General features: G+C 47.4%; 18 protein-coding genes. 10 read left to right on the plus strand and 8 right to left on the minus strand.

The genetic code is table 11. The features are described 5' to 3' along the window. Positions 1-4 precede the first annotated feature (4 nt). Genes pyrF through IPL85_04170 form a run of 3 tightly spaced genes read left to right on the plus strand, consistent with a single transcriptional unit; the run spans position 5 to position 2,568 of the window. On the plus strand, positions 5-820 hold the full coding sequence (gene pyrF / locus IPL85_04160) for an orotidine-5'-phosphate decarboxylase (protein QQS19448.1): 816 nt from the start codon (positions 5-7) through the stop codon (positions 818-820). Further along, a complete protein-coding gene (locus IPL85_04165; GenBank protein QQS19449.1) occupies positions 789-1,493 on the plus strand; it encodes a hypothetical protein in 705 nt (234 codons plus the stop codon). Before pyrF ends, IPL85_04165 begins: the two co-directional genes overlap by 32 nt. Before the next feature lies 1 nt (position 1,494). Then, positions 1,495-2,568, plus strand: a complete 1,074-nt coding sequence (locus IPL85_04170; GenBank protein QQS19450.1) for a diguanylate cyclase — start codon at positions 1,495-1,497, stop codon at positions 2,566-2,568. Positions 2,569-2,598: 30 nt separating this feature from the next. Here IPL85_04170 and IPL85_04175 read toward each other — a convergent pair whose 3' ends face one another. Then, entirely contained in the window at positions 2,599-3,447 is an 849-nt protein-coding gene (locus IPL85_04175) for a zinc metalloprotease HtpX (protein QQS19451.1), read from the minus strand. A gap of 133 nt (positions 3,448-3,580) precedes the next feature. Here IPL85_04175 and IPL85_04180 point away from each other — a divergent pair, with 133 nt between their 5' ends. Continuing rightward, entirely contained in the window at positions 3,581-4,636 is a 1,056-nt protein-coding gene (locus IPL85_04180) for a polyprenyl synthetase family protein (protein ID QQS19452.1), read from the plus strand. Positions 4,637-4,690: 54 nt separating this feature from the next. Beyond that, positions 4,691-5,983, plus strand: a complete 1,293-nt coding sequence (locus IPL85_04185) for an adenylosuccinate synthase (protein QQS19453.1) — start codon at positions 4,691-4,693, stop codon at positions 5,981-5,983. Positions 5,984-6,114: 131 nt separating this feature from the next. Here the strand turns inward: IPL85_04185 and IPL85_04190 are convergent, their stop codons facing one another. Genes IPL85_04190 through IPL85_04200 form a run of 3 tightly spaced genes read right to left on the minus strand, consistent with a single transcriptional unit; the run spans position 6,115 to position 8,435 of the window. After that, a complete protein-coding gene (locus tag IPL85_04190) occupies positions 6,115-6,921 on the minus strand; it encodes an aminotransferase class IV (protein ID QQS19454.1) in 807 nt (268 codons plus the stop codon). Between the two features lie 47 nt (positions 6,922-6,968). After that, positions 6,969-7,217, minus strand: a complete 249-nt coding sequence (locus IPL85_04195) for a hypothetical protein (protein QQS19455.1) — start codon at positions 7,215-7,217, stop codon at positions 6,969-6,971. 21 nt (positions 7,218-7,238) lie between these two features. Continuing rightward, positions 7,239-8,435 carry a DEAD/DEAH box helicase gene (locus IPL85_04200; GenBank protein ID QQS19456.1) on the minus strand — a complete coding sequence of 399 codons (1,197 nt, stop codon included), beginning with the start codon at positions 8,433-8,435 and terminating at the stop codon, positions 7,239-7,241. 513 nt (positions 8,436-8,948) lie between these two features. On the opposite strand from IPL85_04200, the gene IPL85_04205 reads away from it, so the two are divergent. The 3 genes from IPL85_04205 to IPL85_04215 are packed head-to-tail and all read left to right on the plus strand — an operon-like array spanning position 8,949 to position 10,056. Then, positions 8,949-9,371, plus strand: a complete 423-nt coding sequence (locus IPL85_04205) for a DUF1801 domain-containing protein (GenBank protein ID QQS19457.1) — start codon at positions 8,949-8,951, stop codon at positions 9,369-9,371. Next, on the plus strand, positions 9,368-9,715 hold the full coding sequence (locus tag IPL85_04210; GenBank protein ID QQS19458.1) for a DUF1801 domain-containing protein: 348 nt from the start codon (positions 9,368-9,370) through the stop codon (positions 9,713-9,715). Before IPL85_04205 ends, IPL85_04210 begins: the two co-directional genes overlap by 4 nt. Before the next feature lie 26 nt (positions 9,716-9,741). Continuing rightward, the gene (locus tag IPL85_04215) at positions 9,742-10,056 is read left to right on the plus strand and encodes a YdeI/OmpD-associated family protein (GenBank protein QQS19459.1); all 315 of its coding nucleotides are present in this window, start codon (positions 9,742-9,744) and stop codon (positions 10,054-10,056) included. Between the two features lie 170 nt (positions 10,057-10,226). Here the strand turns inward: IPL85_04215 and IPL85_04220 are convergent, their stop codons facing one another. The 3 genes from IPL85_04220 to IPL85_04230 form a co-directional block, all read right to left on the minus strand. Beyond that, positions 10,227-11,042, minus strand: a complete 816-nt coding sequence (locus tag IPL85_04220) for a YitT family protein (protein ID QQS20437.1) — start codon at positions 11,040-11,042, stop codon at positions 10,227-10,229. Positions 11,043-11,163: 121 nt separating this feature from the next. Next, positions 11,164-11,421 carry a hypothetical protein gene (locus IPL85_04225; protein ID QQS19460.1) on the minus strand — a complete coding sequence of 86 codons (258 nt, stop codon included), beginning with the start codon at positions 11,419-11,421 and terminating at the stop codon, positions 11,164-11,166. 96 nt (positions 11,422-11,517) lie between these two features. Then, entirely contained in the window at positions 11,518-11,979 is a 462-nt protein-coding gene (locus IPL85_04230; GenBank protein QQS19461.1) for a GNAT family N-acetyltransferase, read from the minus strand. 347 nt (positions 11,980-12,326) lie between these two features. On the opposite strand from IPL85_04230, the gene IPL85_04235 reads away from it, so the two are divergent. Together IPL85_04235 and IPL85_04240 are read left to right on the plus strand one after the other, a co-directional pair. After that, positions 12,327-13,313, plus strand: coding sequence for a transposase (locus tag IPL85_04235; GenBank protein QQS19462.1), 987 nt, complete (start codon positions 12,327-12,329; stop codon positions 13,311-13,313). 12 nt (positions 13,314-13,325) lie between these two features. Next, positions 13,326-13,769 (plus strand): hypothetical protein, encoded by a 444-nt coding sequence (locus tag IPL85_04240; protein QQS19463.1) that lies wholly within the window; start codon positions 13,326-13,328, stop codon positions 13,767-13,769. 199 nt (positions 13,770-13,968) lie between these two features. Here the strand turns inward: IPL85_04240 and IPL85_04245 are convergent, their stop codons facing one another. Then, the gene (locus IPL85_04245; protein ID QQS19464.1) at positions 13,969-14,742 is read right to left on the minus strand and encodes a hypothetical protein; all 774 of its coding nucleotides are present in this window, start codon (positions 14,740-14,742) and stop codon (positions 13,969-13,971) included. Positions 14,743-15,092 lie beyond the last annotated feature (350 nt).

Genomic DNA, 15,092 nt, shown 5'->3' on the forward strand with positions numbered 1-15,092 from the left:
GCAAGTGAAGTTTATAGATAAGTTGCAGGCATCTGTGGTACGTAACGATTCGCTTGTGTGCGTTGGGTTAGATAGTGACGCTGCAAAACTGCCGAAGGGAGTTGACCAGCTGAGTTTCAATAAAGCCATCATTGATGCGACACATGACTTGGTAGCGGCGTATAAACCAAACACGGCATTTTATGAGGCGCGTGGCGCTGAAGGTATCACAGTTTTAAAAGAAACCTGTGAATATATACACCAGAAAGCACCTAGTGTAATCATCATCCTTGATGCCAAGCGCGCAGACATTGGCAATACCAATGCTGGCTATCTGCAGTTTGCGTATGACTATTTAGGGGCCGATAGTATAACCCTCCACCCTTACCTTGGTCATGAAGCTCTAGAACCTTTTCTTGCGCGGGCTGACAAGGGGGCGATTGTTCTCTGCCGAACTTCGAACCCCGGAGCTGGGGAATTTCAGGATCAATATCTCGATGGTCATAAACTGTTTGAGCATGTCGCGTGCATGGTTGCTAAAGACTGGAATGGCAATGACAACTGCATGCTGGTGGTTGGGGCAACCTATCCAGACGAAGCCAGAGCTATCCGTGAGGCAGTGGGTGATAACATGTGGTTTCTTGTTCCTGGTGTCGGTGCGCAAGGTGGCGATGTCCAAAAAACCATGGAGGCCGCGCAAAACAGCCGTGGCAGTGGGCTACTTATAAACTCATCACGCGGGATTATTTTTGCAAGCTCAGGTGTCGATTATGCCGAGGCCGCCCGTCAGGCAACGATAACACTCCGAAGTGAAGTTAACAGCTATAGAAAGGGCAAATGAAGTGAAACCCGAAGACGTACTTAAGAAAATGGGCTGCGTATATAGTGGTCATTTTGTCGGCGTAAGCACAAAGCACCTGGCTGGATATTGCAATATAGATCCGCTCATACCACATGTCCGTGAGGTGGGACAACTCATACAACAGTTAGTGGAAAACTTTAAGGATGATGATGTTGAAGTGGTAGCATCGCCTGCTATTGGGGCAATACCATTTGCACACTGGGCCGCGCAACATCTCATGGCAGGAACCGACAAAGATATTTTAGGTGTCTGGGCCGATAAAGTTTCCGGTTCTGCCGAGCGTGAATTTATATTTGAACGCGAGGGATTTACTAAGGCAGTTCAAGGCAAACGGATTCTGATACTTGAAGACATGGTAAACCAGATGGCGTCCGTAAAAGCAATGATTAAAACCGTTCGCGCTGCAGGCGGTACTGTGGTGGGCGTCGGTTGCATTGCAGCCAACAAAGGAGCAACAGCCGAGGAGCTAAATGTTCCGAAGTTTGTAAAACTGACAAGCGTAGAGTACGACGTTTGGACGGCTGAGGAATGTCCGGTTAGCGGTTTGTGCGCAAAAGCTGAACCGATAGTGATAGACATTGGTCATGGTGATGATTATCAAAAAGCCCATCCCGACTACAGCGGTGGCTTTGTAAAACTGCTGGACGACTAACATGCTCTATGAACCAAGTAGGTCATTTGATGAAAATGTGGCGGAGGGGCCGTTTGACATCGACCCCAAAGATTACCGCAAGCCGAACGAGCTGCCGAAGTATACATTCTTGGGTTTCCCGATCAATTTTCCGTTTGGGATTGCGGCCGGCTCCCTGCCTACCTCGCGCCATACAAATGCTGCGTTTCGGCTTGGTTACGATGTGGTGGTGTATAAAACCCAACGTGCTCACGAGTTCCCGTGTAACCCCTACCCTAACGTCTTGCCGCTTCAGATTGATGGCGACCTGACACTCGAAAAGCTTTCAGACCCACTGGTCGTAGCAGATACCTTTGCCGAAGACGTTTCGAAACTGAGTGTAACCAATTCATTTGGAGTTCCTTCCCCCGACCCAACCGTTTGGACGGCCGACCTACCAAAAGCTTTGGCTGGTGCGGGCAAAGGTCAATTATTGGTTATGAGTGTGGTTGGAACAATCCGTGAACATTTTGGACCTAGCGAATACTACGATGATTTTGCGAGCGCAGCAGCTCTGGCAAAAGAGGCAGGCGCACAAGTGGTCGAAATCAATCTGTCATGTCCAAATGTGGCGAGTGAGGGCGTGATTTGCTACAACCACGATGCGGTGACGGAAATATGCAAGCGGACAAAAGCCGCTCTAGGTAATATGCCGCTGGTTATAAAAATAGGTTATTTCACCCAGGAGCAGCAAAGTACTCTTGAGGAAATTGTTCGGGACGTTGATCAGTACGTTGCGGCGATTAGCGCAATCAATACATTGCAGGGAACTATTGTTGATAGTAATGGTGAGCAGGCATTACCAGGACCAGGACGACTGAAAAGCGGAGTCTGCGGAGCAGGAATAAAATGGGCGGGACTTGATATGGTACGGCGGCTTGACGCGCTCCGCACGAAAGAAGGCTATGACTACGAAATAATCGGTGTGGGTGGCGTCATGACACCGGCAGATTACGCCGAATATCGAGCAGCTGGTGCTGATGTAGTGCAAGCTGTCACTGCGCCAATGTGGAATCCGCTGCTCGCCCAAGAAATTATGTCGTCTAACAAGCAGTAACTTGGCGTTTACGCTCGAGTTCGGGTTATTTTAGCGATACTGCTGGAGGCGGGCAATGCGAGCCGCGGTGCTTGGGTGGGTAGAAAACAGGCTGGAGAGACCTTGCATGCTGAACATATTGGTAAACATAAGGTGTGCTGTGGCTTGCTCGTTCGGGCGAGGCTGTAAACCGGCCATGTTTGGTTTGAAATTTTCCAGTTTTTGTAGGGCACTTGCTAGGTCGCTCCCCTGTCCAACAAGGTTAGCGCCGTGTTCATCAGCGCCAAACTCGCGGCTGCGCGAGACCGCCATCTGAATCATCATGGCAGCAAACGGTGCAAGTATTAGCATGGCAAGGCTACCTGCCCAATTGTTGCCTTCGTCGTCGCTACCCCCAAAAAGTGAGCCTCCCCAAAACGCCATTTCAGCCAAGATAGCTATTGCGCCACCCACGGCAGCGGCAATGGTAGAAACCAGCATGTCGTAGTTTTTTACATGACCAAGTTCGTGAGCAAGGACAGCGCGCAGTTCACGTTCGTTTAATATTTCGGTGATTCCTCGGGTTACGGCTACAACGGCGTGTTTCGGACTGCGGCCAGTGGCAAAGGCATTTGGTACCGGTGTATCAACAAAGTATAACTTTGGCATAGGCAGGTTGTCTTTTTGCGTAAGCTCGCGCACGGCCTTTTCGACATGCGGAAAAGCTTGGGTGTCGAGCGGGACAGCGCGTTGCATTTTTAGTACCATACTGCCGCTGAACCAGTACATGCCGAAGTTCATGACCGTTGCGAGGAGCAGCGCAATAATAGCTCCACTACGTCCGCCGAGCATGTATCCGACTGCCAGAAACAGGCCTGTCAGTGCCCCCAGTAGTAATGTTGTTTTTGCAAATGATTTCATTCTTCTTGACCAGTTCTACTCCAGATTTTTTTCTGCAGCTTCACCATTATCTCATATCTGCTTTATTTTTTCACCGACTCCCGCACAAAGCGCCCTTAGCGCAGTATCATTTTGGGGTGATACAATAATCCAGATGATAGATGATGAAAGCTACAAAAAGTGCAGACGTGAGGTCTCGGACTATATTAGTGACTGGTTCGACAAACAATCGTCTGAGGCAGCAGTTATACACAAAAACTATGAAAGGCTGATGCGTATAGCTGGCGAAAGTATGCAGGACGGTGGTAAATATCTGCGGCCGTATCTAGTGTGGTTGGGCTATAAGTACGGCGACAAAACCACTTCTATTGTGCCAGTTGCCGCTGCTTTTGAGCTACTGCATTACGCGTTCCTTATTCATGATGACATTATTGATGGAGATGTTCGCCGCCGCGGAAAACTAAACATTACTGGTAGGTATATAGAAGTTTACCAATCAATAACGTCTCAAGCGAAGCGAAAACACTTTGCTGAGAGCGTGGCCCTGCTGGCAGGAGATATTTGTATAGCCGGCTCTATCTCGATGGTACTTGACAGCGCGTTTGATCCCGGACAGCAGCAAAAAGCACTTCGGCATCTTCTAGCAAGTATGTATGAGGTGGGCGGTGGTGAACTACTCGATGTGGAGGCTTCGATGGGTTTGGAAGATAAAGCCCCGCCTGAAACAATCTACCGTTATAAGACGGCGGGATATTCCATGGTTCATCCGTTACTGGTCGGTGCCGAGTTGGCCGGTTGCTCAAACGATATACGCCGTACGCTTGAATCATTTGGTATAGAGCTGGGCATTGCATTTCAACTCTCAGACGATATTCTCGGTGTTTTTGGTGACGAAAAGCTTACTGGTAAATCAACGCTGAGCGACCTACGTGAGGGCAAATACAGCTACCTTATTGCCCAGTTTGAGAGGCATGCGAACCCAGCTCAGCGCAAGAAATTTTATACCCATTTTGGGCAAAGCAACCTGTCTGAACGAGAGGCTAGCCTACTGCGCACTATCTTAGATGATTGCGGAGCGAAACAGGCAGCTGTTCATGCTGTCGATGAATATACTGAGCGAGCAAACCAGTTACTTGCCTTGTTGCCGCGCGGCGAAGCGAGCCAAGCGCTACAAGAACTGATTACAGTTCTCAAAAGGCGATGTGCTTAAGGGCGTGAGTGCGGCATCATTGCAAATAACGCTCTGGTCTAGTACCATAAGCGGGTGAAAATAATCGGTGTATTTGGGCAGCAGCGCGGCGACGAGGGCAAGGGCCGAGTTGTTGATATGCTTGCCGAGTCATGTGACATAGTTGCTCGCTTTAACGGTGGCAGCAATGCCGGGCATACGGTAGTTTTGCCCGATGGCCGTGAGCTTGCGCTACATATCGTGCCCTCGGGCATTGCACATAACGACGCAGTCAACGTCATTGGCGGTGGTACTATTGTCGATCCCGCTAGTTTTTGTGAAGAAGTTGCCCAGATTGAAAAACTAGGCATTGCCGTAACGCCTGCAAATCTAAAAGTCAGCTCATCTGCCCACCTTGTGCTGCCCCATTACAAACAGCTGGAAGAAATTCGCGAAATTGGTCGCTCTGCTCAGGGAACTACTAAAGCCGGCATTGCCGATACCTACGCTGCAAAGGCGCAGCGGGCTGGTGTACGGGTCGAGCGAGTGCTTGGTAATCACGAGTCGCTTCTGCGCGTGGTGCGGGAAGGACTAGAGGCTTTGCAAATCGAACGAAAAAACCACGATTTACCCACTGTAGATATTGATAATGAAGTTAAATTGTACGCCGAAGCCATACTCAAGTTACAGCCTTTCGTGACCGATACATCGGTATACGTGAACGAACGTCTCCAGGCGGGGGCTTGTTTGTTGGCGGAAGGAGCGCAAGCGTTTTTACTAGACATTGACCACGGCATGTACCCGTTTGTGACGTCGTCGTCGACAACTGCCGGAGGGGTGGCCACTGGTCTTGGGATAGCGCCCAACACATTAGACCGCTCAATCGGTATCGTAAAAGCGGTGCAATCACATGTTGGTGGTGGACCGTTTGTGACAGAAATTCATGACGAAAAACTGCTCAGTGTTTTGCACGGCGATATGTCGACTATTGATGCAGAAAAAGGTACGACGACCGGTCGTGTACGGCGACTAGGGTACCTTGACATTACTGGCATACGCCGGGCAAATATGATAAACGGCACGACTGAACTTGCTATCACAAAGCTTGACTGGGTACCGCGCTACGGCAGTAAAATCAAAGTCTGCAAGGCGTACAAGTACCGCGGAGAAACACTTTCAATGGCGCCTGATTCAGCTTGGGCTCTCGAGAAATGCGAGCCAGTGTACGAAGAACTTTCTGCTTGGGATGAAGATATTACAGAAGTGAGAAACTTTTCAGACCTGCCCGAGGCTGCACAAAAGTATGTTAAAGCCATCGAAAAATGGACAGGTCTCCCTGTTACTTATATTGGTGTTGGCCCCCGACGCGACCAGGTCATCATCCGCTAGCTTTTGATATAGGCTTCTCTTGCCCTGCCCAGTATTGTATTGTCCAACGTTAAACCTAATTCAAATATATTATTGACGAATATAATTCACGGCCGCGGAATATATTTACGTTATGCCTAAAGTGTATTTGTTTAGTAGGTCTTGTTGAAGGCGTGGATGAGGTTGGCTAGGCTTGGTGTGGTGGCGTTGAAGCAATGAGCATCGACGGAATGAATCGGGAGGATTTTTGCGCTGGTACTGGTTAGGAAAGCTGTGTCGTAGCTTGCTAGTGAGTCGAGCGGAATGGGCTGATGGACAATGTCGAAGCCCTGGGCGCGCGCGAGTTTCAGGACATGGTCACGGGTGACACCGAGGAGAATGTCTGACTCGGGGGGCGAAAAGATAGTGGTGTCTCGCATGACGAAAAAGTTGCTGCGAGTGCCTTCGGTGATTTCGCCCCGGCGATTAATGAGCAGCGCATCATGCGCCTCAGCTCTCACGGCATCTCGGTAGGCGAGGTAGCTTGGTAGCATGTTGAGTGTTTTAGCGTGGGGGTACATGCGCTCGTACTCATATGTCGTGCAATGACAGCCCGTTTTATACAGTTTGCGGTCGACAAAATATGGCGCGAGACACAAGATGTATATATCGGCATCAGTCGCTGCCTTACTGCCAATTAGTAGTACCTTTACATTACACGTTTCAACTTCATTTGCCTTGACTATATCTGTTACGAAGGCTTCAATTTGACTTGGTTTATAATTGTGTTCTAGCCCGATGGTGTCAGCCGAGGTTTGCAGGCGCTGGCAGTGATCCTTAATAAACCGTGGTTTACCATCCGAAACACGTATGGTTTCATACACGCCAAAACCATAGCTGTATTCAATGCTGGCAAGTGGCACAACAGCTTTCTCAAGTGGCAACACTGCCCCGTTGTGCGAAAAAAACTGAAAACTCATAACAGTATTTTACCTCAGTCCCAATTAAGTACCACCTACTTTCTTAACTAGCGGATGCGGGTTTTAAGACGAAGGTTTGAGAGGTACTGCTCGGCGGTTATCCCAGGGTGCGCACAGAGATAGGCAACATGTTTGTCAACAAATGACATACTGTGGTCGGGGTAAATCTCTGCGTTGGGGTTGTAAGAAGATGTAGTGGTAAAAGCTTCGTCTTCCAACATAGCTTGTAGTTTCCGGCAAAAGATTTTGCCTTCTTCAGATTGAAGAAAAGTAGTAACCGGTATTGTGCTTGCCATATAAACTCCTTCAATATGACGTTATTTTTCGACGAATGTGTATGCGTAACCGATGCGACCAGCTCGGCCGGCACGGCCAATGCGGTGAATGTAGTCATCGTAGGTTTGTGGTTGTGTGTAGTTTATGACGTGGGTTATGTCGATTACGTCAAGACCACGGGCAGCGACATCGGTTGCAACCAATATTTTTACGGTATTATCTTTAAAACTTTTGAGTGCGCGGGCGCGCTGGCTTTGGCTTTTGCCACCGTGGATACTCGCAACATGGAAGCCACGCGCCGTAAGATCGTTTTCGAGCCGTTCGACGCTGCGTTGGGTTCCCTCAAAAATGATGGCTTTTTCGGTGTCTGGCTGAAGAAGGATATCGTGTAGTTTTTCTTGCTTGTCAGTTTTGCCGCTAAATTGCATAACGTCTTGGTGCACGTTTTCACTTGTCGTGCTGGCTCTAACGGTAACCATTTCGGCGTCTGGTGAAAAAGTGTGAATAAGGTTAGTTACCCGCGTGTCCATAGTGGCGGAAAAGTAGAATGACTGGCGTTTGACTGCAAGCTGGCTGAGCAGCAATCGAACATCATTTACAAAACCCATATCGAGCATGCGATCAACTTCATCGAGTACTACTAGATTAAACCCATCGAGTTTAAGCGTATTTTGGTCAATGTGGTCTTTGATTCGTCCTGGAGTACCAATAACGAGTCGTGGGCCCGCGCGAAGATCGCGGAGCTGTGGCCCATAAGCCATGCCACCGAGCAACAGAGCGCCGCTGAAGCCACCGCCCTTACCCATGTCTCGGCATTCGGCTTCAATTTGTTGAGCAAGTTCTCGTGTCGGTGCAACAATCAGTGCTTTACTGTTTTGGTCGGCCATGAGACGGTGCAAGATAGGCAGCGCAAAAGCGGCGGTTTTACCAGTGCCTGTGCTGGCAATACCAATTACGTCTTTGCCGGCTAGGCCGAGTGCGATCGTTTGATCTTGAATGGGCGTAGGAGCCACATAGCCCTTGGTGGCGATGTTGGCATGGAGGCGCTTGTCAAATGCGAAGTCCGCAAAAACATGTTTAGCTTCGTATGAATCGGCCGTAACTGGAGCTGCAACCTGAACGAAGCGTGCAGGGTTAATGTACTGGCCTGCTCCGCGTGCGCGGCGCTGAGGCTTTGGTTTTGCATAGGGGGAACGGCTGCTTTTATAGGCAAAGCCGCGTCGTGATGATACTGGCATAAGATTTATGTATTCCTTTAGGTCAAGTGGTTTATAGTGTATAGCCGACAATAATAAACGTATGTACGTCTTGTCGTATTGCCTGTATGACACCGAAGCACTAACCTACCAACCTAGGAATCATAGAAACAATTACTTAAAATTCTAGCATAAATACTTTTGATAAGCAAGCGGCTGTGGAGGTTCACTACATGAGCGCCACTTCTTCAGCTTCCAGCGTGCCGAAGTTTCTAGCCCAGACAGCTAGGAAAATGTTACTTCCAAACAACAATGGCATGCTGTCCCGGGTATTTCTAGCGTAGCTGACTCTGGGTTTGTGGTGGTGTATAGTATTGACGTACCGTGAGCACCCATGTAGAGAGCGCAAAACCGGCACTGCCGATACGCGCAACACGGGGCAACCACGGTGGCACAGTGTAATACCAACAGAGAATGACTGACATCGGCGACGAACCTGCTTGCAGGCTAAAAATCGCAGCGGATAAACAACTTATAATTAGCGGGGTTAAATGTATGGCAGAAAATAAAACAAAGCCCACTGTCGTTAATCCGGCGTCTTTCTTGGCTGGCGTGTCGAATGCGACTCGGCGGGAAGACGGAGCTAAGTTGCTGGACATAATGCAGGAAATAACCGGCCAAGATCCTGTCATGTGGGGGCCGAGCATGATTGGTTTTGGCTCGTACCATTACAAGGGTAGGTCAAGTGAAGGCGACTGGCTTCGCGTTGGGTTTTCGCCCCGCTCCTCTGCACTCGTGTTGTACGGCCTAGTCTTTTACGATGAAAATGAACCAAATAATCACCTGCTGAGTACGCTCGGGAAATACACGCGTGGCAAGGGTTGTCTTTATGTGAAATCGCTGGCAGATGTAGACGAGCTGGTGTTGCGCAAAATGATAAAAAACGCCTATTTTCATGAGGCGACGAACGAAACATGACAGTTGAGGCGTACATTGACCAGTTCCCTGCTGCTGTAAAAGAGCGGCTTCTTGCCATGCGTGAAATTGTACACACACGCGTACCGGAAGCGGAAGAATCTTTTTCCTACGGCATGCCTGCTTACATGCTATACGGTAAACCACTTGTGTACTTTGCTGGCTACGACAAACACATTGGGCTGTATGCAACCCCCACTGGCCATGCGGCTTTCAAAAAAGAGCTTGCTCCCTACAAACAAGGTAAAGGTTCGGTTCAGTTTCCTCTTGACCAACCGCTGCCGCTAAACTTGGTTGAAAAAATTGTTCTCTTCCGTGCTGCCGAGGTCACGGCGAGCGTTAATTAACGCAGTAAATCTAGTATACTTGTGGTATGAAGAAGCAAACACTAGCTAGCGGGACAGTTCACATTATGCCGTCCGATCTTCGCACAATGCTTGAGGCAGACAGCGGTTTGGTGGCAGCTTGGCAAAGCATTACACCGTTAGCTCGAAATGAGTTTATTTGCTGGATAGTAGAAGCGAAAAAACCTGAAACTCGTGCCCGGCGCATCCTCGTTGCCAAAGACAAACTGTCCCGCGGCGAACGTCGCCCCTGCTGTTGGATTGGGTGTATTCATCGCACGGACAAACCACTGAGCCCATCGGTTAAAGGTATTATGGAAAAACGCTCTCATTCACGTGGCTAAGCTAGTGTGTTCTTTACCTGGGACGGCTAGATAACAGAGGTGTTTTTCATCTCGAGCTTTTTTGGGGCGACACGTTTTTTTGTGGCTAGAGGTAGAGCAAACGAACATGACTTAGTTTTGCCGTAGGTTTATTTGCTACGCCAACGCTGAGCGGTTGGTTGGCTGCCTTGCTACGACGCTTGTCTGTAGAGTGAGCCTTCCGATACCCTATCCACAACCTCATGGGCACTGGTGATTACGACGTAGGCGTGCTTGTCTATGCGGCGAATAGCTTCTTTGAGCCGTTGTTCTTCGAACCGTGTGATGACAGCGAGCATAATACCGTGAGGCTCATTATTGTCACCTGGCTTTGCTTCTTTAATGTACGTTACAGGCTCACGGATCATTTGGTTGATAGCCCCACCAATCTCGCGGACGTGCATACTAACAATCCACATACAGCGATCTTCGTTAAGTCCTTCTACGACAACGTCGATTGCTTTATGGGCGATAAAGTAGGCGATTAGTGAATACATTGCCTGTTCCCAGCCATAAACGAACCCTGCCAGCGTAATAATGGTACCGTTAATGACCATGATTGCCTCGCCAACGGTAAATACAGTCACTTTGTCGACCAAGACGGCAATGGTATCCGCACCGTCAATTATGCCACCATGACGTATTACCAGCCCCACTCCTAATCCGACTATTAAGCCACCAAAAATCGCTGCAAGCATTGGGACATCCGTTGCCCCAGTATCGACATGGAAAAATGTCAAAAGTGCGAGTGTTGTGATGCCGATTGTAGAATACACGGCAAAGACTTTTCCGAATTTGCGGTAACCAAGCATGACGAACGGTATGTTTAGAATAAGCAAAAATAGACCGAGTGGCAGACCAGTTAGTTTCGCAGTGATAATAGAGAGTCCGGTCACTCCCCCGTCCAGTAAATGGTTTGGTAATAAGAAAAACTGCAGGCCGACTGCAGTGACAATGCTCCCTAATATGACAAATGTGATTCGTTTGACGTGTTCGGTAATACGCTTCCTTTCTGTTTATGTATAGATATATTGTACAGGGTTTTGAACCAGACAGAGTGGTTTAAACGGGGTGTACTGGGTTCAATTGTTATTTTTTAGCGTCCGCTTCTGATTCCATTTTCTTCAGGCGAGTGTAGTAATCAGGAATTTCCTTAAGATGTGCCCAAGCTATTTTACCTGTGATTATGGGGTCACCATTTGTTACATTTGTCCCTGGATCATTTGATCCGTGTTCGAGCTCCACCGCTAGTCCTTTTCTGAACTCATCTAAGTCGTATTTTTTAAAATCTATACCAATTTTCTCTCCGATTGCGCGTGCTTCTTTTTGCGTGAATTTTTTAGCCATACAAACATAGTAAGCCTTTTTGGTTGGAAGTGCGAATGCTTACAGCGTAACCTGTAAAATGCATGCTTTTAGCACAGCCTATGGACGTACCAAGGACTAAGAACTGATGATGGCTGCCGTTCGCTCCATAGCATAGTTGGGCACGCCGTCGGCATGTACGATACGTTTGCCTGTTAGCTCAAAGCCAAGTTTTTTAAAAAACGGTATTGCTTCACGGCGAGCATCAAGCGTAAAACCAGTAGCGCCACGAGACTGCGCTTTGGTTAGCGCTGCGCTCAGCATTAGTCTGACCACGCCCTTACCCCTGGTTGTGGGAACTACTACCATCTTGCGCACCTCATAAATATTAGGTTCAGTTCCGACCAGGTCAAGCCGCACCGTGCCGACAACTTCTCCACAGTCAAATGCTGCCATATGAATAGTCTCTTCTGCAAAGTCTTTTGCAGTCAGCTGGTGGTCGGTCTTGATAAGTCGTGCCGTATCAAGCACAACGTGCCGTAGTTGCTGCACTTGTGTTAACTCGCTCATGTCTGGCTGGCGTATTTCGATGTTATCCATATGTATTTGAAACTACTTTATGCAGTAATTATAACAAGCTCGCGCCCGAGAAATTATCAGACAAATACAGACTACCTATAGCGTGAATGCGCCCTGGATAACCCGATAAATATGTACTGCGGGCTCCCGCTGGTAGACGTACTTCACAACTATTAACTCAAAGGATGGTGAATGCTATTGCGGCTGGATAGATATTAGGTTAGGAAAGCGCCCCCAAGCCCAAGACAAATCTTCCAACCCGTAAGCCATGTCATTTGGGTCTAACACGCATTTCGCACTTTAACCCCCAACCTGCATAATTAGTAGCAGGGCGTTAGCCCTGCAAAACTAAGCAGGATAAAATAAACATGTCTCGATCAAAATGTTCTCGCGATCTGTATTGTGCTTTCTTGGAAGTAACAGCAGATAGATATTCAGCATTGTCACTGAGCGAAGTTGCTCCAGATGGATCGACGCTATCACATGACAGCATCTCTCGTTGGCTTGCAGACGAAAAGGTACAGCCCAAGGATCTGTGGCAGGCTGCTAAGTCTGAGGTAGCCTCTAAACCTGGTATCCTTGTCTTTGACGATGTAGTCATAGACAAAAGTCGTAGTGGTAAGACTGAATTAGTAAACTGGCAGTATGCCGGCTCGAAGCACGACATAACTAAAGGTATTGGTGTAGTTAATGCCTTATGGCAAACCAGTAAAGAAGACTACATGCCGATGGACTACCGTATATGGAATCCGTCGGAAGATGGCAAGACTAAAAACAACCATTTCAGGGATATGCTGACAGCTGTAAAACAGCGTCAACTTACGCCTGAAATGGTTGTTGCCGACAGTTGGTATTCCAGTTTAGATAACCTTAAAGCCACTCGCTCTCATGGCTGGGATTGGGTGATGGGGTTACGTAGTAACCGTTTGGTCAACAAACCACATGTACAGATTAAAACCCTCGAGATACCAGATGAAGGTCTGGTCGTACACCTCAAAGGATACGGATGGATCAAGCTATTCCGGTTCGTGACCAAACACGGTCGCACGGATTACATTGGTACTAGCAAGCTCGATCTATCCAGGAGCCAAGTCAAAGAGTACTTTGAAAGACGTTGGAGCGTCGAAGTGTTGCATCGTGAACTCAAACAAACCTGTGGTTTTACTCGCTGTCTGGCCAACACTGGCCGAGCACAGAGAAACCACATTGGGCTCTCTATGCTCACCTGGATACAAAGACACAAGAGAAGATCTCAGGACAGGCTAAACAATATACAAAACAGCATGTACCAACAAAAGTGGGAGGTCATAAAACCGAGCATCCAGCTAGCGCTGGCTGCTCGTATGCGTGGTTAAGGTGCGAAATGCGTGTTCTATAAAGATGATATAGCCAAAAATGACGAAATATTCTTACCTGCCGGTAAGGGCCGCACGGCATTTGTAGATGTCCGTGATATTGGTGCAGTCGCTGCAGAAGTGTTTACTGGCACTGACCATATTGGCCAGGCATATACGCTGTCAGGCTCAGAGTCGCTTGATTACTACCGGGTTGCAGAGCTACTAAGTAGCGAACTAGGGCGAACGATTACATATCAAAATCCTTCTGTGGCATATTATGTAGAACGCCTACGTGCGAACGGCTCACCGGCAGAATTTATTAAAGTGCAAAAAATGCTCTATTTTGTCGTTAGGCACAACTTTTCATCAGGTACGAAAAGCGACATAGCAAAGCTTATAGGCCGAGAACCGACAGCTTTTAAACAATTTGCGCACGACTATGCTCATATTTGGGCAAACAATACCAGCAACTAGATAACCGAGGCATTCCGGTCCAGGGAAAGGGTTTGCTTTTGAGGGGCTGGGTTAGAACTAAGTCACAGGGGGGAAATGAAAGAACCGCCATTTCTGACGGTTCCGGGGATTACTTGGTAACGGCTGATTTTTTAAGGCGTTCTAGCACGCTATTCATGGAAGTTTTTAAAACGGTTTGCAGCTGAGGAGGAGCTACAAACTATCCTTTTTTTACTTGTTTCTTAGATTTTAGGAAATCTGCAGCGCTGTCGATAAGAAAAAGGCTCACGTCGTCCCGCGTCTCCCCTGAGTCATGAAACGGTGTACTGACAATTCCGATTAGTATCATAATGTAGATCAACACAAAACTTATGATGCCTATGATGGCTAAGCTTCCGTAGAAAGGATCAACGTTAGTTAATATTAAAAGACCAATTACGAAAAAAACAATCGACTTCAGCAGAATACTGGCAGACGGAATGAACTTAATACGTTGAATGTAAGTAACTCGTTTACGATGACGTAACAATAGTAACTGTTGTTGCTTAAGTTTAACTATGAAATTCGCAGGTACTCCGGCTTTTTCCATTTGTCCAAAATAAGGATTTAAGGCTCGAATTTTTGAGCTCATTCCTCTAGCTGCATTGCGTGTATCGTCTTCAAACTTGAACGCAACTTTTTGTAGTTGTGCCCGGAAACCCTCTAAGTCAAATTTTGGATATGATTTATGAATTTCCTCTGCGTCTGCGTACATATCTTCAATATTAGCTGCAAATTCTGCTGGAATACGTTCGGATTCTTTGTAGTCTGCAATAGTCGCTGAAAGTAAAAAACCAATTACAAATGTAGCACTTGAAATAACTCCATTGTGTAGCGAGCTTTGTTCAATTGGTTCCCAGCCAAAAGCATGAAAGCAGTATTTAACCCCAACAATCACAATCGCTGAAATTATTGATACAAAAAAGATTTTTAAATCTGTAAGTTTTTGAAACATTTTATTCTTATAATTATACAGGCAAACTCATCACATTTTACTAAAGAATTATACAAATGCAGTTGAAGGCGGTGGAACTGGAGGAAAAGACCTGAGTAATCTATCAGCAGGTAGCATGGTAGTGGCTAAAGCCATCTTCATCTTATTCTAAAAGAATACCACATAAATGATGCTGTATTTTCTTAACTGCACCTCACCGAATCAACTTCGGTTCCCAGCAGTCTGGTTCGCGTCCAGGGCTGGAAGTAAATAAAAAAGCCTCACAAATGTGAGGCAACTTTATTTGGCACGCAACAATATACGGAATTATAACCGTTATTAATCTAGAGTTTGCTTGCTTTTAGGGTAAA

Source organism: Candidatus Saccharibacteria bacterium, assembly GCA_016699955.1.
Taxonomy (GTDB): Bacteria; Patescibacteriota; Saccharimonadia; order Saccharimonadales; family UBA4665; genus JAGXIT01.

Bases quoted from the DNA above. Each gene is read 5' to 3' on its own strand.
- IPL85_04195 (QQS19455.1), bottom strand. From the start codon at position 7,217: ATGGCAAGCACAATACCGGTTACTACTTTTCTTCAATCTGAAGAAGGC.
- IPL85_04210 (QQS19458.1), top strand. From the start codon at position 9,368: ATGACAGTTGAGGCGTACATTGACCAGTTCCCTGCTGCTGTAAAAGAG.
- IPL85_04200 (QQS19456.1), bottom strand. From the start codon at position 8,435: ATGCCAGTATCATCACGACGCGGCTTTGCCTATAAAAGCAGCCGTTCC.
- IPL85_04175 (QQS19451.1), bottom strand. From the start codon at position 3,447: ATGAAATCATTTGCAAAAACAACATTACTACTGGGGGCACTGACAGGC.
- IPL85_04215 (QQS19459.1), top strand. From the start codon at position 9,742: ATGAAGAAGCAAACACTAGCTAGCGGGACAGTTCACATTATGCCGTCC.
- IPL85_04205 (QQS19457.1), top strand. From the start codon at position 8,949: ATGGCAGAAAATAAAACAAAGCCCACTGTCGTTAATCCGGCGTCTTTC.
- IPL85_04180 (QQS19452.1), top strand. From the start codon at position 3,581: ATGATAGATGATGAAAGCTACAAAAAGTGCAGACGTGAGGTCTCGGAC.
- IPL85_04190 (QQS19454.1), bottom strand. From the start codon at position 6,921: ATGAGTTTTCAGTTTTTTTCGCACAACGGGGCAGTGTTGCCACTTGAG.
- IPL85_04170 (QQS19450.1), top strand. From the start codon at position 1,495: ATGCTCTATGAACCAAGTAGGTCATTTGATGAAAATGTGGCGGAGGGG.
- IPL85_04235 (QQS19462.1), top strand. From the start codon at position 12,327: ATGTCTCGATCAAAATGTTCTCGCGATCTGTATTGTGCTTTCTTGGAA.
- IPL85_04245 (QQS19464.1), bottom strand. From the start codon at position 14,742: ATGTTTCAAAAACTTACAGATTTAAAAATCTTTTTTGTATCAATAATT.
- IPL85_04230 (QQS19461.1), bottom strand. From the start codon at position 11,979: ATGGATAACATCGAAATACGCCAGCCAGACATGAGCGAGTTAACACAA.
- IPL85_04225 (QQS19460.1), bottom strand. From the start codon at position 11,421: ATGGCTAAAAAATTCACGCAAAAAGAAGCACGCGCAATCGGAGAGAAA.